Genomic DNA, 25993 nt, shown 5'->3' with positions numbered 1-25993 from the left:
AGGAAACAGCCACTTCAGGGTACCCGTCACGGCATGAGCCCAGATGTCGACTTCACCCTGCCCACACCGGGCCGCCACGCGCTGCGGGACCGGCTCCTCGCCCTCGACTCCAAGCTGTTCGAGTTCGCCGCCGAGCAGCACTGGCCGGGCGCCGAGCGCGTGCTGCCCCGGCTGAGCCGGAGCGCCAACCACGGGGTGCTGTGGTTCGCGACCGGCGCCCTGATCGCGGCGACCCGCACCCCGCGGGCCCGCCGGGCGGCCGTGCGCGGACTCGCCTCGCTGAGCCTCGCCTCGCTGACCATCAACACGCTCGGCAAGCGCTCGGTGCGCCGCCCGCGGCCGGTCCTGGACGCCGTACCGCATGTGCGGCAGCTGAAGCGGCAGCCGATCACCACCTCCTTCCCGTCCGGGCACTCCGCGTCGGCGGCCGCCTTCGCGACCGGTGTCGCGCTGGAGTCGCCGGCCTGGGGGGCCGTGGTGGCCCCGGTCGCCTGGTCGGTGGCGCTGTCCCGGGTCTACACCGGGGTGCACTTCCCGAGCGACGTCCTGGCGGGCGCCGCCCTCGGCGCGTGCGCCGCGTACGCCGTACGGGGCCTGGTGCCCACCCGCGCCCAGCTCCGCCCGCCGGCCCGGCCGCGCGCCGAGGTCCCGTCGCTGACCGAGGGCGAGGGCCTGGTCATGGTGGCGAACACCGGCTCGGGCACCGCCGACCGGGTGCGCACCCTGCTGGACGTCCTGCCGGAGGCGGAGGTCGTGGAGTGCGAGCCCGGCGACGTACGGGCGGAACTGGAGAAGGCGGCGGCGCACGCGAGGGTGCTCGGGGTGTGCGGCGGGGACGGCACGGTGAACGCCGCCGCCGAGGTCGCCCTGCGGCACGGGCTGCCGCTCGCGGTGCTGCCCGGCGGCACCCTCAACCACTTCGCCTACGACCTGGGCGTGGAGGACGTGCGCGATCTGACCCGGGCCCTGGTGCACGGCCACGCGGTGCGGGTGGACGTCGGCCAGTTCCGCTCCGGTGCGCGGCGGGGCGTCTTCCTCAACACCTGCAGCCTGGGTGTGTACCCGGAGCTGGTGCGCGAGCGGGACCGCTGGTCGCACCGGATCGGCGGCTGGCCGGCCGGGGTGCTCGCCGCCGTGCGCGTCCTGCGCGCCGACCGGCATCCCCTGGAGGCCCAACTGGGCGGCTCACCGAGGCCGTTGTGGCTCCTGTTCGCCGGGAACGGCACCTACCACCGGATGGGCCTGACACCCGGCCGCCGGGTGGACCTCGCGGACGGCGTGCTGGACGTACGGGTGGTGCACGGCGGCCGGCGCCCCGCGCTCCGGCTGCTCGCGGCGGCCGTCGCGGGCCCGCTGACCCGTTCCCCCGCCCACGCGGCGGTCCAGGTCGGCCGACTCCGCCTCGCCGACGTCGGCCCGGGTTCGCTGCTCGCCTACGACGGCGAAGTCACCGAGGTGGACGGCGACGTGACGCTGGAGAAGCTGCCCGAGGCGCTCACGGTGTACCGGCCGCTACCCGGACACTGACACTCCGTCAGTCCAGATAGCAAAACGCAGGTCTCATTATTCGACATGCGCGCGTACGGTGGCGGCACGACGACGAGACGAGGGGAACGCTATGTCGCAGCCGCGCGAGACCGCCGTTTACACCCATGGGCACCACGAGTCGGTGCTGCGCTCGCACACCTGGCGCACCGCCGCCAACTCCGCGGCCTACCTGCTGGACTCGCTCAAGCCCCACATGCGGATCCTGGACATCGGATGCGGCCCCGGCACCATCACCGCCGACCTGGCGGCGCTGGTGCCGGACGGCCGGGTCACCGGGGTCGACCGGGCCCCCGGCATCCTGGAGCAGGCCCGGGCAACTGTGGCCGAACGGGGCCTGGACAACGTCGACTTCGCGGTCGCCGACGTGCACGCGCTGGACTTCCCCGACGACAGCTTCTGCGTCGTCCACGCGCATCAGGTGCTCCAGCACGTCGGGGACCCGGTCCAGGCGCTGCGGGAGATGAGACGGGTGGCCAGGCCCGGCGGGTTCATCGCGGTCCGCGACTCGGACTACTCGGCCATGACCTGGTACCCGGCGTCCCCCGGGATGGACGACTGGCTGGACCTGTACCGGCGGGTGGCCCGCGCCAACGGCGGGGAGCCGGACGCGGGCCGCCGGCTGAAGTCCTGGGCGCTCGACGCCGGCCTGACCGACATCACGGCCGGCTCGGCCACCTGGACCTTCGCCTCCCCCGAGGAGCGGGCCTGGTGGAGCGGCCTGTGGGCGGACCGCACGCTCGCCTCGGCCTACGTACGCGGACCGGGCCGTCGAGGGCGGCCACGCCACCGAGGCGGAGCTGCGCGCCGTGGCGGACGCCTGGCGGGCCTGGGGCGAGCGGGCGGACGGCTGGTTCAGCGTCCTGCACGGAGAAATTCTGTGCCGCAAGGAGGCCTGAATTCAGGAATTCCGGCAACTCGGCCAGCAGGAGGTATCACACTATGGTTCCTGTTCTGCTGGTTCTGCTTTTGGCACTCATTCTGTTCGGTGCCGGATTTGCGGTGAAAGTGCTCTGGTGGATTGCGCTGGCAGTTCTCGTCCTCTGGCTGCTGGGATTCCTGATGCGCGGCACCACTGCCGCCGGGGGCAGGGGCCGCTGGTACAGGTGGTGACGAACCCGGGAGGCTTACTCCCGGGGAAGCAGCGGCCCGAGCGGCCCGAGGTCCAGATTGAGGTCCTCGGGCCGCAGTCCGTACCGCTCCCGCAGCTCGGTCATCCGGTCTTCCAGCAGCATCAGGGTGAGCCCGATCCGCTCCTCCTGCTCCTCGCTGAGATCGCCCTCGTCGAAGCGGCGCAGCGCCTGGCGCTCCATGAGCTGGCGCAACAGCTCCACCACGGTCAGCACCAGCTTGATGAGGTCCCGCTCCACGGTGTCGGGGTCGAGGTCCAGCCGCTCCCTGGGGCTCACTGCGGCCCCCCGACGGGCGAGTCCCCGAAGGGCGAGGGCACATTGGCGTTCACCGAGCTGATCAGCGCGTTCAGGTCGATGCGCACGAGGTCGACGTCGGCGATGCGCAACGTGATGTCGCCCGTGATGACCACCCCGCCGGCCAGCAGCCGGTCCAGGAGGTCCACCAGGGCGACCTCACGGCGTTCTATGACGGTCACAGCCTCTCTTCCCCCGTCCCCTCCGTCTCGTTCCCCGTCTCTTCTCCGGTGAAGGAGTACGCGGCCCAGGGGCCGGTGAGTTCCACCCGCATTCCCGGGGCCTCGTCCTTCGTACGGTCCACCAGTTCCACGAATTCCTCGGATTCTCCGCGGGGCACCAGATAAGCGGCGTTCAACACGTTCTGTCCCGAGGCGCCGGAAAGCTCAGAACTCTGCGGATTGTGCAGCCGGGAATCCTCCGCATAGGAGGAAAGGGTCGCATGCAGCCGCCCCGCGAATTCCATGGCCTGCTGCCAGTTGTGCTCATGGGAACGCGTCTGCTGGGCCCGCCGGCGCAAATAGTCCCGGCCCGTGGCGGGCTTATCCACGGGTGCGGCGGTGTCCTTCGGCTCGGCCTCGACGTAGACCTTGACGCCCCACTCCACGCGGCCCTGGAGCCGGTCCAGGGTGCGCAGGAAGTACGCCTCGCGGGACTCCATCATCGTGCGCAGGGCGCTGTCGTCCCGGAAGACGGTGGCGAGCCGGAGCGGGAGCGGGGTGGTGACGGCGGTGAGCGCGTCGATGACCGTCTGGTGGGCCCTGGCCGTCGCGGTGAGCCAGTCCAGGTCCTCCAGATGGGAGCGCAGCGGCTCCTCGGCGAAGTCCCGCTCCGGCACCACGCTGTAGACGGCGATCAGGCCGTGGTGGGTCAGCTGCCTCGGGGGCAGTCCGGCGACCCCGGTCAGCTGCGACTGCAGGGCCGACCGGAAGGGCCGGCAGACGGCATACACATAGCGCAGTCCCGGCATCAGACCTCCTCCTGCCCGCGGCCGGGCTCCAGTTGGGCCAGCCGCTCGCGCAACTCGGCGTTCTCCCGGGCGAGTTCATCGCGCCGGGCCCGCGAGGACAGCGCCGGATCGTCCTCCCACCAGTCGATGCCCATCTCCCGCGCCTTGTCGACGGAGGCGACGATCAGACGCAGTTTGATCGTGAGCAGCTCGATGTCGAGCAGGTTGATCCGGATGTCACCCGCGATGATCACGCCCTTGTCGAGGACGCGCTCCAGGATGTCGGCGAGGTTGGCGCTGCCGCCCTGACCGTAGGGCTCGGGGAGCCGGCCGGGGACCGTCATCGGCGGCTCCCGCTGTCGGCGTAGTCGTCCTCGGGCTCGTCCTCGTACTCTTCCTCGTCCTCCAGCTCGTCCTCGTCGACGGGCTCGTCCTCGTCCACCGGCTCGTCCTCGTCGACCGGCTCGTCCTCGTCGACGGGCTCGTCCTCGTCGACCGGCTCGTCCTCGTCGACCGGCTCGTCGTTCTCCGGCTCCTCCTCCGGCTCCTCCTCAGCGTCGTCCTCGTAGCCGCCCTCCGCCTCGTCCTCGTCCTCGTGGGCGTCCTGCGACTCCTGCGACTCCTCCGACTCCTCCTGCTCGAGGGCGTCCTCGTGGCTGACCACGACCTCGCCGTCGCGGATCTCGCCGCGCCAGCCGTCCTCGACCTCACCCTTCAGCGTGACGTACCGGACGAAGTTCTTCAGGTCGAGCCGGGCCCGGCGGCCCTGGGCGCGCCAGATGTTGCCGGTCTTCTCGAACAGCCCCTGGGGGTAGTACTCGATCACCAGCAGCACCCGGGTGAGCTGGTCGTCGAGCCGGTGGAAGGAGACGACACCCTTCGTCGTGCCCTTGGCGCCCTCCGAGGTCCAGACGATCCGGTCGTCCGGCACCTGTTCCTTGGTGTGCGCCTTCCAGCTCCGGTTGGACCAGAAGACCTTCAGCTGCCAGTCGGAGCTGGTGTCGTCGGCGCGGTTCGCGCTCTTGACACCCTTCGCGAAGGTGCTGAAGTCCTGGTACTGGGTCCACTGGTCGTACGCCGTGCGCACGGAAACCCCGACGTCGACGTACTCCATGATGACGGTGGGCTTCTTGCCCGCGCCGCCCTTGCCCTTCTTGCCCTTGCCGCCGAGGCCCTTGAACGCCTCGACCACCTTGTCCTTGGCGTGCGAGGCACCGAGCTCCAGCGCGCTGCGCACGGGGCCCTTGCCCTCCGCGATCTTGCGGCCGCCGTCGAGGGCGAGCTTGGCGAAGCCGGGGCTCTTGCCGTCGGCTATGTCGTTCAGCTTGAGCGTGGTCTCGCCGAGCTTGCGGCCCGCGCCCACCATCAGGCGCTGGGCCTGTGCGGCGAGGTACTCCTGCAGTTCCTTCTTCAGCCGGTCGGCCGCCTCGCTCTGGGCCAGGGAGGACACGCGTCCCACGGGCTCGCTCATCACTCACCACCGCCCTTCCGGGTCCCGGCGCGGGTACCGCGGGCCGCGCCACGGGCGGCGGCGGTCTTCTTCGCCGCGCCCGAGCGGGCGGCCTTCTTCGCGGTCCTCGCCGGCGCCTTCTTGGCCGCCGCCTTCTTGGCCGGTGCGGCCTTCTTCGCCGCGGTCTTCGCGGTCTTCTTCGCAGCCGCCTTCTTCGCCGGAGCGCGGGCCGTCTTCTTCGCGGGTGCCGCGTCGTCGCGGTCCTCTTCGTCCTCGTCGTCCTCGTCGTCGTACGCCCGGGAACGCTCGTCCTCGTCGGCGTACTCCTCGTCCTCCTCGTCCTCGTCGAGATCCGGCACCACGCCGGCCAGCTGGTCGCGCACCTCGGCGGTGCGGCCGTGCAGCCGGTCGGCGAGGGCGTCGATCTGCCGCTCGACCATCGCGCCGCTCGCGGCCTTGCCGACCCCGCGCAGGTCCTCGCGCAACTGGTCCCCGATCTCCTTGAACTGCGGATTCTGCAGCAGTTGCTGGGAGGCCAGCTCCGCGAGCGCCCGCGGGTTCAGGCGCATCCGCTTACCGGCCACGAGGGTGCCGACGGCGAACGCGAGTTTCATCTTCTTCGTTCGTCCAAGGAGGTATCCGGCCCCGATCGCGAGGCCGAGTCCCGCTCTGTTCATCGTGTCGTCTCCAGCCGCTCGAGGAGTTCGTCCTCACGCCGGTCGAACTCCTCCTCGTCGATCTCGCCCGCCTCCAACTGCTCCTCCAGGCGGGCGAGCTCCTTCCTCACCGTGGCCGGGTCGTAGTAGATGCGCTCCGCTTCGTTCAGCACCTGCCGCATCACCCACGCACTGCCGCGCACCGGGGCGAAGGGCAGCAACAGCACTTCGCCGATGAGTCCCATCCCACTCACTCCTCTGCGGCGCCGAGGGTGGCCTCGTGCGTCGTCGGCCCGGGCTCGACGAAGCTGTACGGCGGCAGCGGGCCGTTGAGCCGCACCTCCAGGTGCGGATGGCTCTTGCGCAGTTCCTCCACGGCGGCCAGGAACACCTCGGCGGTGTCCCGGGCGACCAGGAAGGAGACGTTGGCGAGCCAGCCGCTGGACTCGGGGCCCGTGCTCACCGCCGCCGCCTCGGCCTCCAGGATCCGCTGGACATCGGCGGCGTCCTCGGCCTCGCGGGCCTTGACGGCGGCCACCACCATCTCGCCGAGCTGCAGCTTCTGGTCGTAACTGCCGCCACCCGCCTGCCTGTTGGCCTCGGTCAGGGAGCGGATCTCCGGGCTCTGCGACATCACCCGGTGCAGTACGGCCTCTTCGTCGTGGCTGGCCTTGACGTTGTACTCGACCTTGCCGTCGAGCGCCCGCAGCCGTTCCTGGTAGTGGTCGGCGCGCTCGGCGAGCACCCCGGTGACCGTGTCGTCGTCGGGGGCGACGCTGCCGAACCGCATGGGCAGCACACAGCCGGCGGCGCCGGTCTCGGCGAGGACGTTCTGGTGGGCGAGCAGGTCCCTGCGCTTGGGGCGCAGCCCCTCCGGGGCGTCGCTGACGAGGGCGGCCAGCGGGCCCTCCTTCAGCACGCGCACCGGGAGCGCCGGGTCGCCGACTCCTGTCATGTCCTTGGGCAGCGCGGGATGCGAGCTGGCGGTGATGCCATAGACGTACGTGCTCACTCCTGCTCCTCCTTCCGGCGCGAGGCCGAGGACCGGCGGGTGCGCGGCTTCGGTTCGGCCTCACCCTCGTCACGGGCCTGCTTGAAGGCATCGGAGATGGTCTGCGCGGCGCCGGACAGCGCGCCCTTGGACTTGCCGCGGGCGCCGGACTCGGTGATCTGGCCGACCACGTCGGGCAGGCCCGGGCTCTTGCGCGGACCGGCCTCCAGGTCGAGGCGGTTGCACGCCTCGGCGAAGCGAAGATAGGTGTCGACGCTGGCGACGACGACCCTGACGTCGATCTTGAGGATCTCGATGCCGACGAGGGAGACACGCACGAACGCGTCGATGACGAGCCCTCGGTCGAGAACGAGCTCCAGGACGTCGTAGAGGCCGCTGGAGCCACCTCCGCCGCCGCTCTGTTGTGCCGGTACGACAGTCATGCCGAACGTTCCTCCTGTTCCGGGATCTGGGTGGGGGGCGGTCGGACGGCCTAGCGGCCGCCCGACCGTTGATCGGAGCGCCCTCGCTCGTAGCGGCGGACCCGCCGGTAGCCGGTGAGCTGTCCGTCGGGATCGAGTTCGACCTGGTAGCTCGCGAGCAGACTCATGGTGTCCGGCACGCGTTCCAGTTCCAGGACCTCGATCTCCAGCGACCAGCCGTCCTCCGTCTGGTTGAAGGACGAGACCGACTCGGCGGTCATGCCGGTGAGCTCGGCCAGCTGGACGCGCGCCTGGCGCAGCACGTCCATGGGGGTCGGCCGGTCGGCCGCCCCACCCTTGTCGGTGTCGGATTTCTTGGGTGTGTTCTGTGAATTAGTCATGGCGCCTCGTAAGCCGAGTGGCCCGAGAAGCGCTGGCCAAACCCCTCGGGATTACGTGCCCTCACCACGGAGTGCGTTGAGTTTGCGCCGGGCGGGACCGAGAGCCCGGCCCCGCCGGAACACGTCGGCCCAGGGGTTGGTGCGGGCCTGCTCCACGGCGTCGGCCACTGACCAGCGCCGGGCGTCCAGGCCCGGATCGTCCAGCGCGGTCCAGTCGACGGGGACCGCGACGGGGGCGCCGGGCAGGGCGCGGACGGCGAAGGGCACCACCGCGGTCTGCGCGTAGCCGTTGCGCTGGACGTCGAGGTAGAGACGGTCGCCGCGGTCCTTCTTGCGGGCGGCGGTGGTGAGCTTGCCGGGGTGGGCGGCGGCGAGCAGCTCGGCGGCGTCGTGGGCGAACTGCCGTACCTCGTCGAAGTCGTGGTGGCCGTTCAGCGGGACGATCACATGCAGTCCGCGCGAGCCGGTCGTCATGAGGGCGGAGGGCAGGCTCAGTTCGTCCAGCAGCTCGCCCAGCAGCCAGGCCGCCTCCCGTACTTGTCCGAAGTCGTCGCCGGCCGGGTCGAGGTCGAACACCATCCGGTCGGGCCGGTCGAGGCGTCCGACGCGGGAGAGCCAGCGGTGCAGGGTGACGCAGGCCTGGTCGGCGAGGAGGACGAGGGTGGCGGTGTCCTCGCAGACGGTGTGGCGGACGGTGCCGTCCTCCTTGGGCACCTCGACGCGGGTGACCCAGTCGGGGAAGGTGTCGGGGGTGTTCTTCTGCATGAATCGGGGTCCGTCGAGCCCGTCGGGGTGCCGCTCCAGCATCAGCGGGCGGCCGCGCAGGTGCGGCAGCATGAAGGGGGCGACGGACCGGTAGTAGTCGACCAGATCGCCCTTGGTGTACTCCTTCGTGCCGCCGCCCCCGGGAAAGAGCACCTTCTCCGGGCGCCGCACCTCGACCGTGCGCCGCCCGGCCCGCACCCGGCGGACGTCCTCGTCGCTCACGGCACGATCGCCTCGGCCACCAGCAGCCGGCCGGCCGCCGCGATCGACTCGGCGTCGATGCCCGCGGCGTGCAGCTGCTCGTCGGGGGAGGCCGAGCCGGGCATCGTACGGACCGCCAGGCGGACCAGGCGTGGCACCGGGCGCCCGTCGAGGAACGCGTCCAGGACGGCGTCGCCGAGGCCGCCCTCCTCGCGGTGGTCCTCCACCGTGATCAGACAGCCCGTCTCCTCGGCGGCCCGGCGCAGGACGATCCGGTCGACGGGCTTGACCGAGTACAGGTCGATCACCCGGACCGGGATGCCCTCGCGGTCCAGGGCCTCGGCGGCGGCCAGGGCCTCGTGCACGGTGACGCCCGCTGCGACGAACGTCATCCGGTCCGCCGCGGAGGAGCGCAGCACCTTGCTGCCGCCGACCGGGAACTCCTCGTCGGGACCGTAGATCACCGGGCTCGCGCCGCGCGAGGTGCGCAGGTAGCGGATGCCGTCCAGGCCCGCCATGGTGGCGACGAGCCGGGCGGTCTGGTTGGCGTCGCACGGGTACAGCACGGTCGAGCCGTGGACCGCCCGCATCATCGCCAGGTCCTCGAGACCCATCTGCGAGGGCCCGTCCTGGCCGATGGCGACACCCGCGTGCGAGCCGACGAGGTTGATCCCGGCGCCACTGACGGACGCCATGCGGATGAAGTCGTGGGCGCGTGTGAGGAAGGCGGCGAAGGTGGCGGCGTAGGGCACCCAGCCGCGGGAGGCCAGCCCGACGGCGGTGGCGACCATCTGCTGCTCGGCGATGTAGCACTCGAAGTACCGGTCGGGGTGTTCCTTGGCGAACAGCTCCGCGCGGGTGGAGTCGCCGACCTCGCCGTCCAGGGCGACGACATCGCCGCGGCCGGAGCCGAGCGCGGCGAGGGCCTTGCCGTAGGCGTCCCGGGTGGCGACCTTCTCGGAGTCGCTCATCTCGAACCTGGGCAGCTCGAAGTCGCCCGTGCGTACGGCGTGCAGGATGCGGGCGGCATGCGGTTCGCGCACCCGGATCCGGCCGTCGCGCCGCCCGCCGAGTTCGGCGACGGCCTGCTCGGCGTCCTTCAGCGGCTTGCCGTGCAGCCCTTCGCGGTCCTGTACGGCCGCCACGCCCTTGCCCTTGAGGGTGCGGGCGAGAATCGCGGTGGGCTGCCCGGTGGTGGACCTGGCCTCGCCGTAGGCGCGGTCGATGGCGTCGACGTCGTGTCCGTCGACCTCCACGGTGTGCCAGCCGAAGGCCTGGAAGCGGCGGGCGTAGGCGTCCAGGTCGTGGCCGTGCCGGGTCGGGCCGCGCTGGCCGAGCCGGTTGACGTCGACGATGGCGATCAGGTTGTCCAGATGCTCGTACGCCGCGTGCTCGGCGGCCTCCCACACGGAGCCCTCGGCCAGCTCGCTGTCCCCGCACAGCACCCACACCCGGTAATCGGTACGGTCGAGCCGCTTGCCCGCGAGGGCGATGCCGACGCCGACCGGCAGTCCCTGCCCGAGCGATCCGGTGGCCGTCTCCACCCAGGGGATCCGGCGGGGTGTGGGGTGCCCTTCGAGGGCGCTGCCGAGCTTGCGGAAGGTGAGCAGTTCGGCGTCCTCGACGACCCCGGCCGCCTTGAACGCGGAGTACAGCAGGGGCGTGGCGTGTCCCTTGGACAGCACGAAGCGGTCGTTGCCGGGGTGGGCGGGGCGGTCGAAGTCGTAGCGGAAGTGATGGGCCAGGAGTACGGCCATCAGATCGGCCGCGGACATGGACGAGGTCGGATGCCCGGACCCGGCGGCGTCCGAGGCGCGCACGCTGTCCACCCGCAGCTGCTGTCCCATCTCGACGAGTTCATCGGTGTTCATGAGTCTCCTTCCGCGGGCCGGCCGTCGGGTCGTGTCTCGGACGGGATGTCCTCACTCCGCACGGGCCCCGGCGGCTCGGTGTGCGCACGACCGTGCTGGTCCTTCGCCGGTTCCCCGCCGGGCTGGTTCCTGGCCGGCGCACCGCCGGGCCGGTTCTTCGCTGGCTCGCGCATCGGTTCCTCCGCGTGTTTCTCCGGTTGCGCGTGTTTCTCCGGTTGCCCCGGCGCCCGCACCAGCTCCGGCGAGGCCGTGTCCAACGGCACCGACCAGGACCGCACGAGGCCCAACTGGACGGCCTGGCGCGGGAGTACGGCGTCCAGGAGCCAGTCGGCCGCGACGCGGACCCGATTGCCGGGCATCGCCGCGAGGTGGTAGCCGCGGGTGACCGCGCCGGCGGCGACCCCGGACAGGGGCAGACCTAGCGGGTTGGCGGCGGCCTTGACCCCACCGAGGTCGACGGCGAAGCCCAGGTCGCGGTGGCGGTAGGCGCGGGGCTCCCCGATCCCGAGCGAGGCGGCCACGTTGCGGGCGGCGATCTTGCCCTGCCGCCAGGCGTGCTGCGCCGTCATCGGCGTGTACGCGCCGGGGTTCTCCAGATCCGGTACGGCGGCCGCGTCCCCGCAGGCGAACAGCTCGGGGCGGCCCGGCACCCGCAGGTGCGGGTCGACCAGCAGCCGGCCGCGTTCCATGGGCAGCTCCAGCGACTCCGCGAGCGGATCGGGCCGTACCCCGACGCACCAGACGAGGGTGCGGGTGTCGATGAACTCGCCGTCGGTGAGCAGCACGCCGCCGTGCGTGGCCTCCTTCACGGAGGTTCCCATCCGTACCTCGACGCCCCGCTCGCGCAGCACCTTGTCTGCGGTGCGGGAGAGCCGCTCGTCCAGCTCCGGCAGGACCCGGTCGGCGATGTCGAGCAGCAGCCAGCGGGGCCGCATCCCGGTCCGCATCGGGTGCCTGCGCACCTGGGAGTCGGTGAAGAGCTGCCCCTGGGCCGCGACCTCCGTGCCGGTGTAACCGGCGCCGACCACGACGAACGTACAGCGGGCCGAGCAGCTCTTGGGGTCGTCGGCGGCGGCCGCCAGCTCCACCTGCCGGGTCACGTGGTCCCGCAGGTACAGCGCCTCGGGCAGGCCGCGGAAGCCGTGCGCGTGCTCGGCGACGCCCGGGATGGGCAGCAGCTTGTTGACGCTTCCGGCGGCCAGCACCAGCCGGTCGAACTCCAGGGTGCCGGGCTCGCCCTCGGGGCCGCTGTAGTGCACGGTGTGCCCGTCGAGGTCGATCGCGTCCGCCTCGCCGAGCACCAGCCGTACGTGGGGCAGGGTGCCGGAGAGCGAGACGGTCACCCGGCGCGGCTCCAGGATCCCGGCGGCGACCTGGGGCAGCAGGGGCAGATACAGAAAGTAGTCGGTCGGGTTCAGCAGGGTGATCCGGGCTCGGTGCCGGGTGAGCCGGGACAGGACGCGGGCCGTCCGGTACCCGGCGAATCCGGCGCCGACGATCACGATGCGGGGTCGGCTCACGATGTGGTCCTCCGGAGCTGTCGCGACTCTCGGGAGCCTTCCGCGTAACCCTGGTCAGGGCCGCCAAACGTCACGGCGCACGGCCCGGTTTCCGGCTCCGCCCCCGGGTACCCGGGAGGGCGACCCGTCCCGCCGCCCCGGCGCGGCAGTCCCGGAGGAGTCCCCCTATGCCCGAGTACGGCTACTTCCTGTCGTGCGAGGAGTTCCGGCCGGCCGATCTCGTCGAGCAGGCGAGGATGGCGGAGCAGGCCGGATTCCAGTCGCTGTGGATCTCGGACCACTACCATCCGTGGAACGACGCGCAGGGCGAGAGCCCGTTCGTGTGGTCGGTGATCGGCGCGCTCTCGGAGGCGGTGTCGCTGCCGGTCGAGACGGCCGTGACCTGCCCGACCGTACGCATCCACCCGGCGGTGACCGCCCAGGCCGCGGCGACCGCCGCGGTGATGACGGAGGGCCGCTTCCGGCTCGGCGTCGGCACCGGCGAGGCCCTCAACGAGCACATCCTCGGCCATGTGTGGCCGCCCGCGCGGGTGCGCCTGGAGATGCTGGAGGAGGCGATCCAGGTGATGCGACGGCTGTTCTCCGGCGAGGAGGTCAGCCACTACGGCACCCACTACCAGGTGGAGAACGCCCGCCTGTACACGATCCCCGAGGAGCCCGTGCCGATCGACGTCTCCGGCTTCGGCCCGGCGGCGACGGCCCTGGCGGCCCGGGTGGGCGACGGCTACATCACGATGACGCCGGACGAGGACATGGTGGCCCAGTTCCGCAAGGGCGGCGGGGGCGCGAAGCTCGTCAGCGGCGGGACGAAGGTCTGCTACGGCACCGACCGCGACGAGGCCGTACGCACGGTCCGGCGGCTGTGGTCCAACCAGTTCCTGCCCGGCGAGATGGGCCAGATCCTGCCCTCGCCGAAACACTTCGAGCAGTTGGAGCCGCTGGTCACCGAGCAGACGGTGAGCGAGAACGCGGTGTGCGGGGACGACGTCGAGGAGCATGTGGCGGCGCTGACCGCCTTCGCGGACGCGGGCTTCGACCGGGTCTACGTCAATCAGATCGGCCCCGACCAGCGCGGCTTCTTCGACTTCTACCGCACGAAGGTGCTGCCGCAGCTGAACCGGTGACGCAGGGCCCCGGCCCGGGTCCGGGTGGCGGGTGCGGTCAACCGCCTCAGGACCGACGCCCGCTGCAACGGATCAGCCGACGCGCCCCGGGTTCCGAACACACGGCCCGGATAGGTCACTTCGGTCACTCGGCGGAGCTGGTCCGGCAGTGCAACCCGGTCGCTTCGCGCGGCGAAGGCCGCCGCCGTCACCGGGGCCGGTGACGGCGGCGGCCTTCGCCGCGCGGCCTCGGCGGGCTGAGGTCCCACGAGGCCGCGCCGTGTCACGCGCGGTGGTGCGGCTGCTCGGGGTCGACGCCGGGATGCGCCGGCGGGCTCTCCGGCTCCGCGGGCGCGCCGGGCGCGGCGGCGGGCGGCGCGGGGGCGCCGGTCGGCATCGGCGGGTACGGCAGGCCCATGCCGCTCGGCGGGGCGGGCGGCGGGGTGCCGCCGACGACGCGTCCGGGCGGGGCCGGCTCGGAGGGGTGCGGCCGGTCGGCGTGCGGCTTCGCGGCGCCGCGCAGCAGGTAGGCCACGACGCCGAGGATGGCCGCGGTGATCAGCGCGGCGGCCCAGTCGGGCAGGGCGAGGCCCAGCGCGAGGCCCACGGCGAGCGCGACCGCCGCGCCCGCGTACAGGGCCACGGTGCCGGAGGCGGCGTACAGCATCGCCGTACGGCGCTGCCTCCGGGTCTGCTCGCGCAGTTCGTCGCGTATCGTCTCGCGCGCCACCTGCGCCAGCTCGTCGACCAGATGTTTGTCCAGATGCTCAAGATGATCGAACCGGTCCATGGCGGGCGGGTACCCGCGCCCGCCCCCGCGTAACGCGGGCCCTGTGGAGATCACGCGAAACGATCTCCGCGCCCGCCGCGCCCCAACTAGGCTCGTCCTCATGGAGATTCTGGGAGCCACGCTGCGTGTCTGCGTCGAGGACCTGGAGGCCGCGGTCCCCTTCTACGAGCGCCTGGCGGGCGGCCGCGCCCTGCGCTTCGAGCGGGGCGGGGTGCAGGTGGCGGCGGTCGGCTGCTTTCTGCTGATGAGCGGCCCGGAGGCGGAGCTGGAGGTGCTGCGCAAGGTCGCCGCGACGATCGCCGTGAAGGACGTCGAGGAGACCCGGGACGTGCTCGTCGAGCTGGGCGCCCAGGTGATCGCGGGCCCGCTGGCGACCCCGGCGGGCCGCAACCTGATCGCGATGCATCCGGACGGCGCGGTCTACGAGTACGTGGACCGTCAGTCCCAGACCGCGCTGTAGAGATGGGCTTCGGGTCTACGCCCTCATCTCGGCGGTGAGCGCCCAGCGTTCGTGGTCGCGCCAGGCGCCGTCGATGAAGAGCATGCCCGGGGAGAAGCCCTCGTAGCGGAAACCGCAGGCGGTGGCCAGGGCGATGGAGGCGGTGTTGCCGGGCTGCACGTTGATCTCCAGCCGGTGCAGCCGCAGCGCCCCGAAGGCGTGCCCCACCACGAGGTCCAGCGCCTCCCGCATCAGACCCCGCCCGGCGGAGTGCGCGAAGGCGCCGTAGCCGAGGGCGCCGCTCTGGAAGGCGCCCCGGACGATGTTGTTGATGTTGACGAACCCGGCGAGCGAGCCGCCGTCGCCCTTCTCGCACACCAGGAAGCCGGCCTTGGTCGGGTCCTCGATCAGCCGGCCCGCGTAGACGGCGTAGTCGGCGGCGGTGTCGGGCGGGAAGAGCCAGGGCTGGTGCAGGTCCTTGCTCTCCCGGGCGCGCGCGGTGAACTCGGCGGCGTCGTCGTGGCCGAACGGCCGTATTCCCACGCGCGGGCCTTCGGCGAGATACCGGGATGCGGTGTGCGGCATCCGGCAAGCCTACGGCGGACTACTTGCGCCGGTTCATGAAATACGCCCCGCACAGCGCCCCGATCAGGCCGGTGGCCAGCAGCGCGGTCCACAGCGGCATCGTGACTTCGGGGATGATCAGGCGGATCTCCGTCTCCTGGGTGTTCTCGAAGATGAAGATCAGGGCAAGGACGGCCAGCGTCAGCACGGCGATCCGCGCGGGCGTGAACGCCGGGTTCCGGCCGCCCTTCCCACCGACCTTGCCGCCGCCGCTCTCGGAGGTCTTCGGACTCATACCACCAGGGTGCGCCCGAAGCCCCGCTCACGCACGGTGAGGGGCGACGCGCGGGTGGGTCAGCCGCCGACGACCGGCAGCCGCAGCACCCCGGTGTCCCCGGGCGCGCTGACCACGGTGACCGGCTTGATTCCCCGGTTGCCGAGATAGGCGTCGTCACTCGCCGCGACCACGAAGCGCAGCCGGTGCCCCTGCTCGTACCGGTGCACGATCCCGGGCAGGGTCACGGTGAAGGGCTTCGTCACGTCGGGCACCCGCACCGGCGCGACCAGTCGCCGCACCAGCGTCCGGGTGCCGTCGGGGGCCACGTCGTAGAGCTTGGCGAACAGGACGAGCCTGTCGGCGGCGTTCCCGGACCCCTGCGTCCGCTCCGCCTTCGGCGAGACGACCTTCAGCGTGGCGCGGGGCGCGCCGACGACGTCGGTGGCGCGGGTGAGCGGCTCGCTGGTCCAGGCGAGATACGTGCCCTCGGTGTCGTACGGCGCCGGGTCCGGCAGCCCGATGATCCCGGCCAGCGAGCTCTCCGAATGGCTCGTCGGGATCAGCCAGTTGGTGTACGTACGGCTGCCGCGCGCCACCTTGGAGCGGTTGTCGACGAGCTTGCCGTCGCCGGAGAGGTAGAGCTTGCGGCTCAGCCCGGGAAGGCGGTCGGCGGTGGCGTAGGTGCCGTTCGGGTCGGTGATCCAGTCGCGGTGGTAGGCGAACTCGGGGCCGGTGTCGACGTGCTTCCCGCCCAGGTAGCGGTCGAACCAGGCGAGGATCCGCCGGCCGACGTAACTGGTCTCCAGGTTGCCCTGGCCCAGGTTCAGTTCACCGGCGGTGAGGCCGCCGCTGTGGCCCCAGTTCTGCCAGATCATCTTGGTGGTGGTGCCCTGCGCCTTCAGCGCCTTGTACGTCGCCGTCGCCTCGTTGAGGTTGAACAGGCTGTCGGACTTGCCCTGGACCAGGAGGGTCGGCGCCTCGACCCGGCTGAGATAGGAGACCGGCGAGACGCTGCGGGCGTAGGAGAGCAGCTCGGCGGTGCGGTCCGGCGGGTAGCTGCCGGAGTTGAGGGTGCGGATCGTCTCGCAGGCCTGGGTGACGAAGTGCAGGCAGGTCAGGGAGTTGATCCGGGACGGGTCCAGGTTCGGCAGGGTCAGCGGCTGGCTCTCGCCGATGAGGTAGAAGCCGTTGGTCCACTGCCATTTGAAGGCGCCGGGGACCTTGTCGGACGCGCTGTTCGGGTCGAGGGAGTAGGCCAGGTCGTTCCAGGTGATCATCGGCACCAGGGCGTCGACGCGGTGGTCGGCGGAGGCCGTCGCCAGCTGGATCGCGCCGCCGTAGGAGCCGCCGATCATGCCGACCCGCGGGTCGCCCGGGGCGTCGAGGGTGACGAAGTCGGCGGTGGTCCCGTCGTCGGCGGACAGCTTGCCGCCGAGGAAGTCGATGAGCCGCGAGGCGGCCGTCCCGTCGATCCGCGGGTCGTCGAGGGAGATCAGACAGCCCGAGCGGCCGAAGCCGAGCCCCGAGTAGACGAGCGCGACATAGCCGCGCTGGGCGAAGGCCTTGCCGATGGCGTCGGTGGAGCCGTCGTTCTTGCTGCCGCCGAACCCGTTGGTGGCGAGCACGGCCGGAGCGCGGTCCACGCCGGTGGGCCGGTACAGGTCGGCGTCGACCGCGCAGGTGCGGTCGCCCGCCCGGACGGTGAACTTCAGCGCGGTGACGGTGTATTGCGAGGTCGCGGTGGCGGGGTTCGGCGAGGTCGCGATGGCGGGGTTCCGCGAGTTCGCGGTGGCGGGGTGGGTGAGCGTGGCGCCGAGCAGGAGAGCGAGGGGTACGCAGGATCCGAGGACACGACGGGACACGAGACCTCCACACTGAGGACAACCCGACTTACCGACCGGTAAGTACCGGCCGGATGTCATGGTGTGACACGTGTCAGAGTTGGTCAATCGCCGTGACGGGTGTTTCTTGACCGGAGTTCAGCGCAGCGCGGGTTCGTCCAGCGTCAAGGTCGCCGTCTCCGCCTCCAGTTCGGCCATCAGGCCGAAGGGGATCGTCAGCGCGTCCGGGCAGTGGCCGAACCCGAACTCCTCCACCACCGGGACCCCGAGCCCGCCGAGCCGGTCGAGGAGCAGGGGGCGCACCAGGTCGTAGGCGTCGCACTCGGCCCACGAGCCGAGCAACACCCCCTGTACGCCGTCGAGCCAGCCCGCGCGCAGGAGTTGGGTGAGATAGCGGTCGAGGCGGTACGTCTCCTCCCCCACGTCCTCCAGGCACAGCAGCCCGCCCCGGGCGGACGGCCGGGCCTCCGGGGTGCCCAGTTCGGCGGCGAGCAGGGACAGACAGCCGCCCAGGGTGACCCCGCGCGCCCGTCCCGGCACCATGGCCCGGCCGCCGGAGCCGATCTCGCGGACCGTCTCCGGGGCGAACAGCGTGGCCCTCAGATGCTCCTGGGCCCGCGGGCTCTTGACGAAGTCGATGCCCGCCGCCATCGGACCGTGCAGGGTGGCGAGGCCGAGCCGGACGGCGAACGCCTCGTGCAGCACGGTGAGATCGCTGAAGCCCACGAACACCTTCGGGCCCGCGGCGCGCATGGCCTCCCAGTCGAGCAGGCCGACCAGCCGCTGGACGCCGTATCCGCCGCGGGCGCAGAGCACGGCGTCGACGGTCGGGTCGCACCAGGCGTTCTGCAGGTCGGCGGCCCGGTCGGCGTCCGTCCCGGCGAGATAGCCGAACCCGGGGTGCCGGTCCAGCACATGGGGTGCCACGACCGGGTCGAGGTCCCAGCCGCGCAGCACGTCGAGCCCGGCCTGGAGCCGTTCCTCGGGCACGGGCCCGCTGGTCGCGACGACGGCGACACGGGCGCCGGGGGCGAGGCGGGCGGGGCGGACGAGTTGCTTCACTTGGTGAGCTCCAGGGTGGGGATGCCGGGCGGGTCGATGCCGAACACCTGAGCGTAAAGGGACAGCTCCGACTCCAGGACCCGGACCATGGTCTCCGCGCGCCGGAAGCCGTGCCCCTCCCCCTCGAAGGCGATGTAGGCGTGCGGCACCCGCCGCCCCGCCATCCGCTCCAGGAACCGTTCGCACTGCGCGGGCGGGCAGATCACGTCGTCCAGTCCCTGGAGCAGCAGGAACGGCGCGGTGATCCGTTCGGCGTGCTCGGTGGGCGACCGCTCCGCGTACCGTGCGGGCACCTCGGCGCGTGGCCCGACCAGGCTCTCCAGGTACCGCGACTCGAAGTCGTGGGTCTCCCCGTCGGCCCAGGCGGCGAGGTCGAGGATGGGGTAGATGATCGTGCCGCAGGCGTAGACGTCGGTGGCGGCCAGCGAGGCCGCCGCGGTCCAGCCGCCCGCGCTGCCGCCGCGCACCGCGAGCCGTTCGCGGTCGGCGGTGCCCTCGTCGGCGAGGGCCAGCGCCACCGCCGCGCAGTCCTCGACGTCCACCAGGCCCCACTGCTCGCGCAGCCGCTCGCGGTACTCCCGGCCGTATCCGGTCGAGCCGCCGTAGTTGACCTCGGCGACGCCGATGCCGCGTGAGGTGAAGTAGGCGATCTCCAGGTCGAGGACGAGGGGCGCGCGCCCGGTCGGACCGCCGTGCGCCCAGACGACGTACGGCGCGGGCCGGCCGCCGGGGGCGACGCAGCCGGGGTTGTGCGGCGGGTAGACGTGCGCGTGGATCTCGCGTCCGGCGGGTCCGGTGAAGGTGCGGATCTGCGGCTCGGGGTAGTAGGCGGGGTCCACGGGGTCGTCGTGCTCGGCGCCGACGACCCGGGCCCGGCCGGTCCGGGTGTCCAGCTCGACCAACTCGTGGGCGCTGCGCGGGCTGGCCCCGACCGCGACCACCCGCTCGCCGTGCGCCGCGAGGGTGGGCGCGAACTCGGTCCACGGTCCGGCCGCGTCGACGACCTCGCCGGTCTCGGGGTCCAGTATCCCGAGCGCGCTGGCGCCCCGGCCGTGCACGACGGCGATCAGGCCGCTCTCCAGCGGGGCGAACCAGCGGTGGCCGAGCTTCCACAGCGGACCGCCGAACTCCTCCTCGCGCGGGCAGAGGGGGACGCCGTCGCGGTACAGGTTCCACCAGCCGGTGCGGTCGCTCGCGTACAGCAGGGACCCGTCGGGCGCCCAGTCCACCTGCGCGATCGACTCCTCCGGCCCGCCCACCACGGTCCGCGCCCCGGACAGCCCGTCCCCCACGTCCGCGACGACCAGCTCGGTCCCGTCCCACGGCATCCGCGGATGGTCCCAGGCGAGCCAGGCGGCCCGCCGCCCGTCGGGCGAGAGCCGCGGCCCGGTGACGAACCGGTGGGTGTCGTCGGAGAGCTCCCGGATCGCGTCCCGGTCTTCCGCGGCCGACCCGTCCAGCGGTACGGCGGCCAGGACGCGCCGCACGTCGGTCGGTCCGTCCCCGGTGAACTCCTCCAGCACGCACCACACTTCATCGCGGTCGAGCAGCAACTGCGGCTCGGCCCAGCGCAGTCCGCCGCCCACCGCGGAGACGGGAGTGAGCGGGCTCGGGTCGCCTCCGGGCGCGTACCGGTAGAGCCGCTGGTCGGCGAAGTCGACGAAGACGACGAGCGGTTCGCCGGCCACGACGGCCCCGGCCCACGGGCGGCCACCGTACTCGATGACCCGGCTGCGCACGTTCCACGGCGACGGCAGCACCGACTCCTGGGCGCCGTCGGCACGGCGGCGCACCAGGGTCCGGCGGCCGCCCTCGGTGGGGCGTGGTTCGGTCCACCACACCTCGTCCCCGACGAAGCCCACGTACTCGGGGTGCCCGTCGTGCGCGGCGGCGAGGGCCGCGTCGATGGGCGAGGGCCAGGAACCGTACGGCAGCGTCTGCACGTTCTCCCCCAACTCGCTCAGGCCGTCCGCAGGAAGCGGTCCAGGACACGGACGCCGAAGTGCAGCGCCTCGACGGGGACGCGTTCGTCGACGCCGTGGAAGAGGGCCTGGTAGTCGAAGCCCTCCGGCAGCTTCAGCGGGGCGAACCCGTACCCGGTGATGCCGAGGCGCGAGAACTGCTTGGCGTCGGTGCCGCCGGACATGCAGTACGGCACGACGTGCCCCTCGGGCGCGAACTCCTGGACGGCGGCGCGCATCCGGGCGAACGTCGGCGAGTCCACCGGCGCCTGCAGGGCCACCTCACGATGGTGGAACTCCCAGTCCACGTCGGGGCCGGTGAGCCGGTCCAGGGTGGTGCGGAACTCCTCCTCGCCGCCCGGCAGATACCGTCCGTCGACGTAGGCGACGGCCTCACCGGGGATCACGTTGACCTTGTAACCGGCGTCCATCATGGTCGGGTTGGCGCTGTTGCGGACGGTGGCGTCGACCAGGTCGGCGGCCGGTCCGAGCTTCCGCAGCAGCGTGTCCACGTCGTCCAGGTCGGGTGCCACGCCGTAGACGGCGGCCAGTTCGGTGAGCGCGGCCTCCACGGTCGGGGTCAGTCTGAGCGGCCATTCGTGCTCGCCGATCCGGGCGACGGCGGCGGCGAGCCGGGTGACCGCGTTGTCCCGGTTGACCTTGGAGCCGTGTCCGGCCCGCCCGCGCGCGGTCAGCTTCAGCCAGCCGGTGCCCCGCTCCCCGGCGGCGATCGGGTACAGCTCCCGCCCGGAGCCGTCGTGGAAGGTGAACGCCCCCGACTCGCTGATCCCTTCGGTGCAGCCCTCGAACAGCTCGGGGTGCCGGTCGGCGAGGAACCCGGACCCGTCCTCGGCGCTGGCCTCCTCGTCGGCGGTGAAGGCGACGACGACGTCCCGCCGGGGCCGCACGCCCTCGCGGGCCCAGGAGCGGACGACGGCGAGGATCATCGCGTCCATGTTCTTCATGTCGACGGCCCCGCGCCCCCACACGACGCCGTCGCGGATCTCCCCGGAGAAGGGGTGCACGCTCCAGTCCCGCGCCTCGGCGGGCACCACGTCCAGATGACCGTGCAGCAGCAGCGCGTCCGCGCCGGGGTCGCTGCCCTCGATCCGCGCGACCACGTTGGTCCGGCCCTCGGTGCGCTCCAGCAGGGTGGGCTCCAGCCCCGCCTCGGCCAGCCGGGCGGCGGCGTACTCGGCGGCCGGCCGCTCCTGGCAGTCCCCTCCGCCCCGGTTGGTGGTGTCGATGCGAATGAGCTCGGACGTGAACGTCACGACCTCGTCCAGTGCCTGCAGGTCAGCCATACTGCTCCTCCACCGCCGCAGAGACGATCGTGGTGACCGCCTTGAAGGTCCGGATCCCCTCATACATGGTCCCGCTGGTGTACGCCACTTTCCGCTCCCCGATCCGCTCCACTCCGGGTACCACGGTCGCGGCCATCGACAGATGCTCGGCGTCGAACTCCACGGCGACGGTGAACGGGCCGCCCTGGACAGGTTGGTGACGGACCGCCAGGGAGGCGCCCTCCTTGGCGGCGGCCCGGATGTCGGCGAAGGTCCGGTTCGGGGTACGGCAGACGGCGGCGTACCGCGAGACATGGTCCTTCACGGCGACCTTGGGCGCCTCGGGGGCGTAGCCGAGCGCGTCCTCGCAGGCCAGGTCGTCGCCGGTGACCAGCACGACGGGGACCCCGTACTCGGCGACGACGTGGGCGTTGAGCAGCCCCTCGCTCGCCCGTACGTCGTTCACCCACACGCCGGTAATGGAGTTGGCGAGGTAGGTGTGGGCGAGGACGCCCTCCATGCCGGCGCCCGCGTGGTAGCCGACGAAGGCGATGCCGTCGACGTCGCCGTGCTGCACCCCCTCCACCATGGACAGTGACTTGTGCCGTCCGGTGAGCATCTCGGCCCGTTCGTCGAGCCGTTCGAGGAGGAGGTTGCGCATGGTCCAGTGCGCCTCGTTGATCAGGACCTCGTCGGCGCCGCCGTCGAAGAAGCCGAGGACGGCGGCGTTGACGTCCGAGGTGAACATCGAGCGGCAGCGCTCCCACTGCGGGGTGCCGGGCAGCACGTCGGCCGGCCAGGTCACCCCGGTGGCGCCCTCCATGTCGGCGCTGATGAGGATCTTCATGCCCTGTCACGTTACGCGCCGCGGGCGGGCCCGGCCAGGAAGCGCCGTCAGCTCTTGTGCAGGCGGTCCACCAGGATGTCGATGACGAGCGGGGTGCGCGGGCCGTAGCCGAGCAGAACGCCGTCCTCCAGATCGACCACCCGGCGGTCCATCCCGGCCGGGGTCTCGGCGATTCCGGGGATCTTCACCAGTCCTTCGACGCCGCCGACGGACTCCAGTCCCTTGGTCATCATGAGGATCACATCGGGCTGGGCGCGGACCAGGGCCTCGCTGGTGATGGGCGTGAACGGCTTGTCGAACCCGGCCTCCTCGCCCGCGTCGACCGCGCCCGCGGCCTCGACGAGGGAGTCGGCGCCCGAGCCCTTGCCGCCGATCAGATAGACGGCCGCGCTGCCGCGCAGGTAGAGGAAGGCGACCTTGGGCCTGCTGCCCTTCGGCACGGCGGCCCGGGCGGCGGCGAGCTCCCCGCTCATGCGCTTGTTCAGCGCCTTTCCGGCCGCTGGCACGCCGAGTGCCTCGGCGATCCGGGTCGTCCGGGTGGTGACATCGGCGAGCCGCGTGGCCGGATCCAGCACGACGACGGGCACCCCGGCGTCGCGGATCTGGTCGATGGCCTCGCTGGGGCCGGTGTCGGTGTCGGCCAGCACGACGGTCGGCCGCAGCGACAGCACGCTCTCCGCGCTGACGTCGTGCGCCTTGGTGACCTGCGGCAGGTCCTCGGCCTCGGCGAAGGTGGCGGTGATGTCCCGGCCGACGACCCGGTCACCGAGCCCGAGGGTGAACACGATCTCCGCGACACCGCCGTTGAGCGGCAGGATCCGGGAGGCGTCCTCGACGGTCACTTTCCGGCCTTCGGAGGAGTCGACGGTGACGGGCAGCGCGGGCGTGGGCGGTCCGCCCGCCAGCGGCACGAGGGTGTTCTTCGCGAGCTGCTTCTCGGCCGCCGCGGCCCGCGCGCTCGCGGAGACGGGCGAGGCGTCCGCCGAACCGCCGGACCCGGTCGAACCGCCGCACGCGCCCGTCAGCAGGACGGCGGCGAGCACAAGTGGGGCCAGTCTTCCGGACATTCTCATCGCACGGCTCTCCAGTCTCCGTTGCGCTGACAGTTGATCAGTAGCTTAGGTTAGGTTTACCTTATTCACTCGTGGTGGGGGTGTGCTGTGGCATCACCAAGTGGCCTGCGTGGCAGGCGAGTTGCTTGTACGGCGGTACTCGCCGCCTCGGTCGTCGCTTTCCCGCTGACCGGTCCCGCGGCGGCCGCGGGAGGCTCGGCGACGGGTCCGGAGGGCCAGAAACTGACCGTGTCGAAGTCCTCGGGCCTGGACCCCGCGGGCGAGACGGTGACCGTCACCGGCTCCGGCTACAACACCGAGAAGGGCATCTACGTCGCCTTCTGCGTGGACAACGGCGCGGGCAGGACGCCGACGCCCTGCGTGGGCGGCGTCGACATGTCCGGGGAGTCCGGCGCCTCGGTGTGGGTCTCCTCCGACCCGCCGTCCTACGGCGAGGGGCTGGCGAAGCCGTACGAAGGCAGCGGCCACAAGGGCTCGTTCAGCGTGCGCATCAAGGTGCGGGCGAAGGACGCCAACACCGACTGCGCCAAGTCGGGCGTGACCTGTGCCGTGATCACCCGCAACGACCACACGCGGGGCGGGGACCAGAGCCAGACGGTACGGATTCCCGTGTCCTTCGGCAGCGCCGGCGGTACGAGCGCTTCGGCGACGCCCACGACTTCCGCCTCCGCCTCGGCGAGCACGACCGGCGGCACCGGCACCGGTTCCGGCACCGGCACCGGCTCATCCGCCGAGGAGCCGAAGGGCCCGCTGGCCAGCACGGGTTCGGTCGCGCTGCCCGTCGGGCTGACCGCCGCCGCCCTCGTCGGGGCCGGCGCCTGGACGTGGCTCTGGGCACGCCGACGCCGGACGGGCGCGAACTGACGGCGCCTTCCTCCCCGTATCCCCAAGGAGACTTGACGATGATGAAGAGACCCGGCGCCGCCCTGCTGGCGGGCGGCGCGCTGCTCGCCCTGCTGGGCCAGGGCACCGCGGTGGCACAGGAGACGGAGGTGTCCGGCGGCTACGCCGGCTGGACACTGGACGCGGGCGAGCTGACGCTCGGCGCATCAGGACGCCCGGCCTGGTTCCCGGCCACGGGCGGCTCGACCGACCCCGAAACCGGTGACCTGGACGTCGAGTTGGGCGGTACGGCCCAACTGGCCTCCCCCGCCGACTCGGTGCCGCCGCTCACGCTGGCCGGACTGCGGCTGCGGCTGGACGGCGACTCGGGGGCCCTGCTCACCCGTACCGCCGTGGACGGTGAGGCACGCGAACTCGCCCTGGCCGAGGTGAAACCGGGCACCATCGCCGTCCGGACCGGCGGCGTGACCTGGACCGGCCTGGAGACCTCCCTCACCGACGCGGGCGCGGCCCTGCTGTCGCGGTGGAGCGGGCGGGAGTTCACGGCGGGTGCGGGACTGGGGCGGTTCGACGTGACCGTGGGGACGGGAGCCGCCGAGGCGCCGGACCCCACCCCGTCCGCCACCCCGTCCGCCACTCCGCCGGCCACGCAGGCGCCCTCGCAGGAGCCGACCGAGTCGGCCGAGGAGCCCCAAGTGAGCACACCTGTCGCCGCTTTGACGATCCCCGGCATCGCCCCGGGCGCCGTTCAGACCGTGACCGGCGAGGGGTTCGAGCCCGGCGAGGTGGTCCTCGTAGCGATCGACCAGGACACCCGCTACCAGGCGACGGCCGACGAACAGGGCCGCGTCTCCCGGACCTTCCCGGTGTACGCCACCGCCGCCGAGGGCGAGCACACGGTGGAGCTGTACAGCGTCTCCGGCGAGCGCAGCGCCGCCGCGGACTTCGACGTGCGGAAACCGTAGCGCGTCGTCCCTGGAGGAGCGGGCCGCCCGGTCCGCTTCCTCGGCATGCCCAACTGCCGTTGCGCACAGGGCACTTGAAGCCATGCGGCTGATCTTGACAACCCGCCGGAACAGATACTTAGGTTTGCCTTACCTAAGTAAGTCCCCGCTTCCCGAGAGGGTTTCCCGATGAGATTCGTCCGTACCGCCGCCCGCGCGGGCCTCGCCGTCGCCGCCTCCGCCGCCCTCACCCTGGGCCTGGCGACCTCGGCCTCCGCCGCCACCTCGACCCGCACGATCGTGGACGGCAGCACCACGTACAACCTCTCGGTGACCGCGCCGAACACGGCGTCGGCGGGCGGCCAGGTCATCAACGTGAAGGGCTCCGGCTTCAACCCGGGCCAGGGCATCTACGTCGGCCTGTGCGTGGTCGAGGGCACCCAGGGCGCGTCCAAGCCGACTCCCTGCCTGGGCGGCCAGGACGAGTCCGGCTCCACCGGCGCCTCGCACTGGGTCAACAACACCTTCGGCGGGCTCTTCGCCAACAGCTCCAAGTTCGGCACCGGCGGCTCCTTCGACGTGAACATCTACGTCAAGGCCACCCTCGACGACGGCAGCGTCTGCGGCCAGGACGTCGACTGCGCGATCGTCACGCGCGCCGACCACTTCGACACGAGCGACCGCAAGTACGACGTGCACGTCCCCATCACCTTCCAGTAGGCACCCGGCAGGCCGGGCCCTCCCCACCCGAGGGCCCGGCCCCAGGCC

Annotated in this window: 29 protein-coding genes and 1 pseudogene; 8 read left to right on the top strand and 22 right to left on the bottom strand. The window is 72.2% G+C overall.

Annotated elements, in window-relative coordinates; all coding sequences use genetic code 11:
• The first annotated feature begins 33 nt into the window (after nucleotides 1-33).
• The 3 genes and pseudogenes from AC068Z_RS27145 to AC068Z_RS27135 all read left to right on the top strand — a co-directional run bounded on the left by AC068Z_RS27145 (nucleotide 34) and on the right by AC068Z_RS27135 (nucleotide 2658).
• Nucleotides 34-1527: a phosphatase PAP2 family protein gene (locus AC068Z_RS27145; protein ID WP_478560766.1), complete on the top strand. Its 1494-nt coding sequence runs from the start codon at nucleotides 34-36 to the stop codon at nucleotides 1525-1527.
• Nucleotides 1528-1618: 91 nt separating this feature from the next.
• Nucleotides 1619-2444: pseudogene (locus AC068Z_RS27140) on the top strand (methyltransferase domain-containing protein).
• A gap of 43 nt (nucleotides 2445-2487) precedes the next feature.
• The gene (locus tag AC068Z_RS27135; RefSeq protein ID WP_451725026.1) at nucleotides 2488-2658 is read left to right on the top strand and encodes a hydrophobic protein; all 171 of its coding nucleotides are present in this window, start codon (nucleotides 2488-2490) and stop codon (nucleotides 2656-2658) included.
• 14 nt (nucleotides 2659-2672) lie between these two features.
• Here AC068Z_RS27135 and AC068Z_RS27130 read toward each other — a convergent pair whose 3' ends face one another.
• The 13 genes from AC068Z_RS27130 to AC068Z_RS27070 are packed head-to-tail and all read right to left on the bottom strand — an operon-like array spanning nucleotide 2673 to nucleotide 12198.
• Entirely contained in the window at nucleotides 2673-2954 is a 282-nt protein-coding gene (locus tag AC068Z_RS27130; RefSeq protein ID WP_478560763.1) for a gas vesicle protein K, read from the bottom strand.
• Nucleotides 2951-3154 (bottom strand): gas vesicle protein, encoded by a 204-nt coding sequence (locus tag AC068Z_RS27125; RefSeq protein ID WP_478560760.1) that lies wholly within the window; start codon nucleotides 3152-3154, stop codon nucleotides 2951-2953. Before AC068Z_RS27125 ends, AC068Z_RS27130 begins: the two co-directional genes overlap by 4 nt.
• On the bottom strand, nucleotides 3151-3942 hold the full coding sequence (locus AC068Z_RS27120) for a GvpL/GvpF family gas vesicle protein (RefSeq protein WP_478560757.1): 792 nt from the start codon (nucleotides 3940-3942) through the stop codon (nucleotides 3151-3153). Before AC068Z_RS27120 ends, AC068Z_RS27125 begins: the two co-directional genes overlap by 4 nt.
• Nucleotides 3942-4265 carry a gas vesicle protein gene (locus tag AC068Z_RS27115; RefSeq protein WP_478560754.1) on the bottom strand — a complete coding sequence of 108 codons (324 nt, stop codon included), beginning with the start codon at nucleotides 4263-4265 and terminating at the stop codon, nucleotides 3942-3944. Before AC068Z_RS27115 ends, AC068Z_RS27120 begins: the two co-directional genes overlap by 1 nt.
• The gene (locus AC068Z_RS27110; protein ID WP_478560751.1) at nucleotides 4262-5392 is read right to left on the bottom strand and encodes an SRPBCC family protein; all 1131 of its coding nucleotides are present in this window, start codon (nucleotides 5390-5392) and stop codon (nucleotides 4262-4264) included. The genes AC068Z_RS27115 and AC068Z_RS27110 overlap by 4 nt, the downstream gene beginning before the upstream one ends.
• On the bottom strand, nucleotides 5392-6048 hold the full coding sequence (locus tag AC068Z_RS27105; RefSeq protein WP_478560748.1) for a DNA primase: 657 nt from the start codon (nucleotides 6046-6048) through the stop codon (nucleotides 5392-5394). Before AC068Z_RS27105 ends, AC068Z_RS27110 begins: the two co-directional genes overlap by 1 nt.
• Complete coding sequence (locus AC068Z_RS27100; protein ID WP_478560746.1) at nucleotides 6045-6272, bottom strand: gas vesicle protein GvpG; 228 nt, start codon at nucleotides 6270-6272, stop codon at nucleotides 6045-6047. The genes AC068Z_RS27105 and AC068Z_RS27100 overlap by 4 nt, the downstream gene beginning before the upstream one ends.
• 5 nt (nucleotides 6273-6277) lie before the next feature.
• Nucleotides 6278-7039 carry a GvpL/GvpF family gas vesicle protein gene (locus AC068Z_RS27095; RefSeq protein WP_478560743.1) on the bottom strand — a complete coding sequence of 254 codons (762 nt, stop codon included), beginning with the start codon at nucleotides 7037-7039 and terminating at the stop codon, nucleotides 6278-6280.
• A complete protein-coding gene (locus tag AC068Z_RS27090; protein WP_478560741.1) occupies nucleotides 7036-7461 on the bottom strand; it encodes a gas vesicle structural protein GvpA in 426 nt (141 codons plus the stop codon). Before AC068Z_RS27090 ends, AC068Z_RS27095 begins: the two co-directional genes overlap by 4 nt.
• Before the next feature lie 50 nt (nucleotides 7462-7511).
• Nucleotides 7512-7841, bottom strand: a complete 330-nt coding sequence (locus AC068Z_RS27085) for a gas vesicle protein GvpO (protein ID WP_478560738.1) — start codon at nucleotides 7839-7841, stop codon at nucleotides 7512-7514.
• A gap of 51 nt (nucleotides 7842-7892) precedes the next feature.
• Entirely contained in the window at nucleotides 7893-8828 is a 936-nt protein-coding gene (ligD, locus tag AC068Z_RS27080; protein ID WP_478560735.1) for a non-homologous end-joining DNA ligase, read from the bottom strand.
• Nucleotides 8825-10678: a transketolase gene (locus tag AC068Z_RS27075; protein WP_478560732.1), complete on the bottom strand. Its 1854-nt coding sequence runs from the start codon at nucleotides 10676-10678 to the stop codon at nucleotides 8825-8827. Before AC068Z_RS27075 ends, ligD begins: the two co-directional genes overlap by 4 nt.
• Nucleotides 10675-12198 (bottom strand): NAD(P)/FAD-dependent oxidoreductase, encoded by a 1524-nt coding sequence (locus AC068Z_RS27070; protein ID WP_478560729.1) that lies wholly within the window; start codon nucleotides 12196-12198, stop codon nucleotides 10675-10677. The genes AC068Z_RS27075 and AC068Z_RS27070 overlap by 4 nt, the downstream gene beginning before the upstream one ends.
• A 167-nt stretch (nucleotides 12199-12365) precedes the next feature.
• Here AC068Z_RS27070 and AC068Z_RS27065 point away from each other — a divergent pair, with 167 nt between their 5' ends.
• Nucleotides 12366-13322: a TIGR03557 family F420-dependent LLM class oxidoreductase gene (locus tag AC068Z_RS27065; protein ID WP_478560726.1), complete on the top strand. Its 957-nt coding sequence runs from the start codon at nucleotides 12366-12368 to the stop codon at nucleotides 13320-13322.
• A 262-nt stretch (nucleotides 13323-13584) separates the two neighbouring features.
• Here the strand turns inward: AC068Z_RS27065 and AC068Z_RS27060 are convergent, their stop codons facing one another.
• On the bottom strand, nucleotides 13585-14091 hold the full coding sequence (locus AC068Z_RS27060) for a phage holin family protein (protein WP_478560723.1): 507 nt from the start codon (nucleotides 14089-14091) through the stop codon (nucleotides 13585-13587).
• A gap of 100 nt (nucleotides 14092-14191) precedes the next feature.
• Here AC068Z_RS27060 and AC068Z_RS27055 point away from each other — a divergent pair, with 100 nt between their 5' ends.
• The gene (locus tag AC068Z_RS27055; protein ID WP_478560721.1) at nucleotides 14192-14551 is read left to right on the top strand and encodes a VOC family protein; all 360 of its coding nucleotides are present in this window, start codon (nucleotides 14192-14194) and stop codon (nucleotides 14549-14551) included.
• 15 nt (nucleotides 14552-14566) lie between these two features.
• Here the strand turns inward: AC068Z_RS27055 and AC068Z_RS27050 are convergent, their stop codons facing one another.
• The 8 genes from AC068Z_RS27050 to AC068Z_RS27015 all read right to left on the bottom strand — a co-directional run bounded on the left by AC068Z_RS27050 (nucleotide 14567) and on the right by AC068Z_RS27015 (nucleotide 23432).
• Entirely contained in the window at nucleotides 14567-15115 is a 549-nt protein-coding gene (locus AC068Z_RS27050; RefSeq protein ID WP_478560718.1) for a GNAT family N-acetyltransferase, read from the bottom strand.
• A 19-nt stretch (nucleotides 15116-15134) separates the two neighbouring features.
• Nucleotides 15135-15389: a LapA family protein gene (locus AC068Z_RS27045; RefSeq protein WP_478560715.1), complete on the bottom strand. Its 255-nt coding sequence runs from the start codon at nucleotides 15387-15389 to the stop codon at nucleotides 15135-15137.
• A 59-nt stretch (nucleotides 15390-15448) separates the two neighbouring features.
• Entirely contained in the window at nucleotides 15449-17233 is a 1785-nt protein-coding gene (locus AC068Z_RS27040) for a CocE/NonD family hydrolase (RefSeq protein WP_478560712.1), read from the bottom strand.
• A gap of 117 nt (nucleotides 17234-17350) precedes the next feature.
• Nucleotides 17351-18274 carry a S66 peptidase family protein gene (locus AC068Z_RS27035; RefSeq protein WP_478560709.1) on the bottom strand — a complete coding sequence of 308 codons (924 nt, stop codon included), beginning with the start codon at nucleotides 18272-18274 and terminating at the stop codon, nucleotides 17351-17353.
• The gene (locus AC068Z_RS27030) at nucleotides 18271-20217 is read right to left on the bottom strand and encodes a dipeptidyl-peptidase 5 (protein ID WP_478560706.1); all 1947 of its coding nucleotides are present in this window, start codon (nucleotides 20215-20217) and stop codon (nucleotides 18271-18273) included. Before AC068Z_RS27030 ends, AC068Z_RS27035 begins: the two co-directional genes overlap by 4 nt.
• Nucleotides 20218-20234: 17 nt before the next feature.
• Nucleotides 20235-21539 carry a M20/M25/M40 family metallo-hydrolase gene (locus tag AC068Z_RS27025; RefSeq protein WP_478560703.1) on the bottom strand — a complete coding sequence of 435 codons (1305 nt, stop codon included), beginning with the start codon at nucleotides 21537-21539 and terminating at the stop codon, nucleotides 20235-20237.
• On the bottom strand, nucleotides 21532-22365 hold the full coding sequence (locus AC068Z_RS27020; RefSeq protein ID WP_478560700.1) for a M55 family metallopeptidase: 834 nt from the start codon (nucleotides 22363-22365) through the stop codon (nucleotides 21532-21534). The genes AC068Z_RS27025 and AC068Z_RS27020 overlap by 8 nt, the downstream gene beginning before the upstream one ends.
• Nucleotides 22366-22412: 47 nt before the next feature.
• Nucleotides 22413-23432 (bottom strand): heme/hemin ABC transporter substrate-binding protein, encoded by a 1020-nt coding sequence (locus tag AC068Z_RS27015; protein WP_478560697.1) that lies wholly within the window; start codon nucleotides 23430-23432, stop codon nucleotides 22413-22415.
• A gap of 234 nt (nucleotides 23433-23666) precedes the next feature.
• Between AC068Z_RS27015 and AC068Z_RS27010 the strand changes: the two genes are divergently transcribed.
• The 3 genes from AC068Z_RS27010 to AC068Z_RS27000 all read left to right on the top strand — a co-directional run bounded on the left by AC068Z_RS27010 (nucleotide 23667) and on the right by AC068Z_RS27000 (nucleotide 25945).
• Nucleotides 23667-24302: a hypothetical protein gene (locus AC068Z_RS27010; RefSeq protein ID WP_478560694.1), complete on the top strand. Its 636-nt coding sequence runs from the start codon at nucleotides 23667-23669 to the stop codon at nucleotides 24300-24302.
• Nucleotides 24303-24340: 38 nt separating this feature from the next.
• Nucleotides 24341-25246: an HtaA domain-containing protein gene (locus AC068Z_RS27005; protein WP_478560691.1), complete on the top strand. Its 906-nt coding sequence runs from the start codon at nucleotides 24341-24343 to the stop codon at nucleotides 25244-25246.
• Nucleotides 25247-25414: 168 nt separating this feature from the next.
• Nucleotides 25415-25945, top strand: coding sequence for a hypothetical protein (locus AC068Z_RS27000; RefSeq protein ID WP_478560689.1), 531 nt, complete (start codon nucleotides 25415-25417; stop codon nucleotides 25943-25945).
• Nucleotides 25946-25993: the final 48 nt, after the last annotated feature.

It is taken from the genome of Streptomyces sp. NPDC043726 (assembly GCF_056436565.1).
The sequence above is the reverse complement of the archived record's forward strand: the minus strand, read 5'-3'. Positions and strand labels throughout refer to the sequence as shown.

What these genes read in the sequence shown, in the direction of transcription:
- AC068Z_RS27145 (WP_478560766.1), top strand. Translation starts at nt 34, where the DNA reads ATGAGCCCAGATGTCGACTTCACCCTGCCCACACCGGGCCGCCACGCG.
- AC068Z_RS27135 (WP_451725026.1), top strand. Translation starts at nt 2,488, where the DNA reads ATGGTTCCTGTTCTGCTGGTTCTGCTTTTGGCACTCATTCTGTTCGGT.
- AC068Z_RS27120 (WP_478560757.1), bottom strand. Translation starts at nt 3,942, where the DNA reads ATGCCGGGACTGCGCTATGTGTATGCCGTCTGCCGGCCCTTCCGGTCG.
- AC068Z_RS27115 (WP_478560754.1), bottom strand. Translation starts at nt 4,265, where the DNA reads ATGACGGTCCCCGGCCGGCTCCCCGAGCCCTACGGTCAGGGCGGCAGC.
- AC068Z_RS27110 (WP_478560751.1), bottom strand. Translation starts at nt 5,392, where the DNA reads ATGAGCGAGCCCGTGGGACGCGTGTCCTCCCTGGCCCAGAGCGAGGCG.
- AC068Z_RS27105 (WP_478560748.1), bottom strand. Translation starts at nt 6,048, where the DNA reads ATGAACAGAGCGGGACTCGGCCTCGCGATCGGGGCCGGATACCTCCTT.
- AC068Z_RS27100 (WP_478560746.1), bottom strand. Translation starts at nt 6,272, where the DNA reads ATGGGACTCATCGGCGAAGTGCTGTTGCTGCCCTTCGCCCCGGTGCGC.
- AC068Z_RS27090 (WP_478560741.1), bottom strand. Translation starts at nt 7,461, where the DNA reads ATGACTGTCGTACCGGCACAACAGAGCGGCGGCGGAGGTGGCTCCAGC.
- AC068Z_RS27085 (WP_478560738.1), bottom strand. Translation starts at nt 7,841, where the DNA reads ATGACTAATTCACAGAACACACCCAAGAAATCCGACACCGACAAGGGT.
- AC068Z_RS27075 (WP_478560732.1), bottom strand. Translation starts at nt 10,678, where the DNA reads ATGAACACCGATGAACTCGTCGAGATGGGACAGCAGCTGCGGGTGGAC.
- AC068Z_RS27065 (WP_478560726.1), top strand. Translation starts at nt 12,366, where the DNA reads ATGCCCGAGTACGGCTACTTCCTGTCGTGCGAGGAGTTCCGGCCGGCC.
- AC068Z_RS27060 (WP_478560723.1), bottom strand. Translation starts at nt 14,091, where the DNA reads ATGGACCGGTTCGATCATCTTGAGCATCTGGACAAACATCTGGTCGAC.
- AC068Z_RS27055 (WP_478560721.1), top strand. Translation starts at nt 14,192, where the DNA reads ATGGAGATTCTGGGAGCCACGCTGCGTGTCTGCGTCGAGGACCTGGAG.
- AC068Z_RS27050 (WP_478560718.1), bottom strand. Translation starts at nt 15,115, where the DNA reads ATGCCGCACACCGCATCCCGGTATCTCGCCGAAGGCCCGCGCGTGGGA.
- AC068Z_RS27045 (WP_478560715.1), bottom strand. Translation starts at nt 15,389, where the DNA reads ATGAGTCCGAAGACCTCCGAGAGCGGCGGCGGCAAGGTCGGTGGGAAG.
- AC068Z_RS27025 (WP_478560703.1), bottom strand. Translation starts at nt 21,539, where the DNA reads ATGGCTGACCTGCAGGCACTGGACGAGGTCGTGACGTTCACGTCCGAG.
- AC068Z_RS27020 (WP_478560700.1), bottom strand. Translation starts at nt 22,365, where the DNA reads ATGAAGATCCTCATCAGCGCCGACATGGAGGGCGCCACCGGGGTGACC.
- AC068Z_RS27015 (WP_478560697.1), bottom strand. Translation starts at nt 23,432, where the DNA reads ATGTCCGGAAGACTGGCCCCACTTGTGCTCGCCGCCGTCCTGCTGACG.
- AC068Z_RS27005 (WP_478560691.1), top strand. Translation starts at nt 24,341, where the DNA reads ATGATGAAGAGACCCGGCGCCGCCCTGCTGGCGGGCGGCGCGCTGCTC.
- AC068Z_RS27000 (WP_478560689.1), top strand. Translation starts at nt 25,415, where the DNA reads ATGAGATTCGTCCGTACCGCCGCCCGCGCGGGCCTCGCCGTCGCCGCC.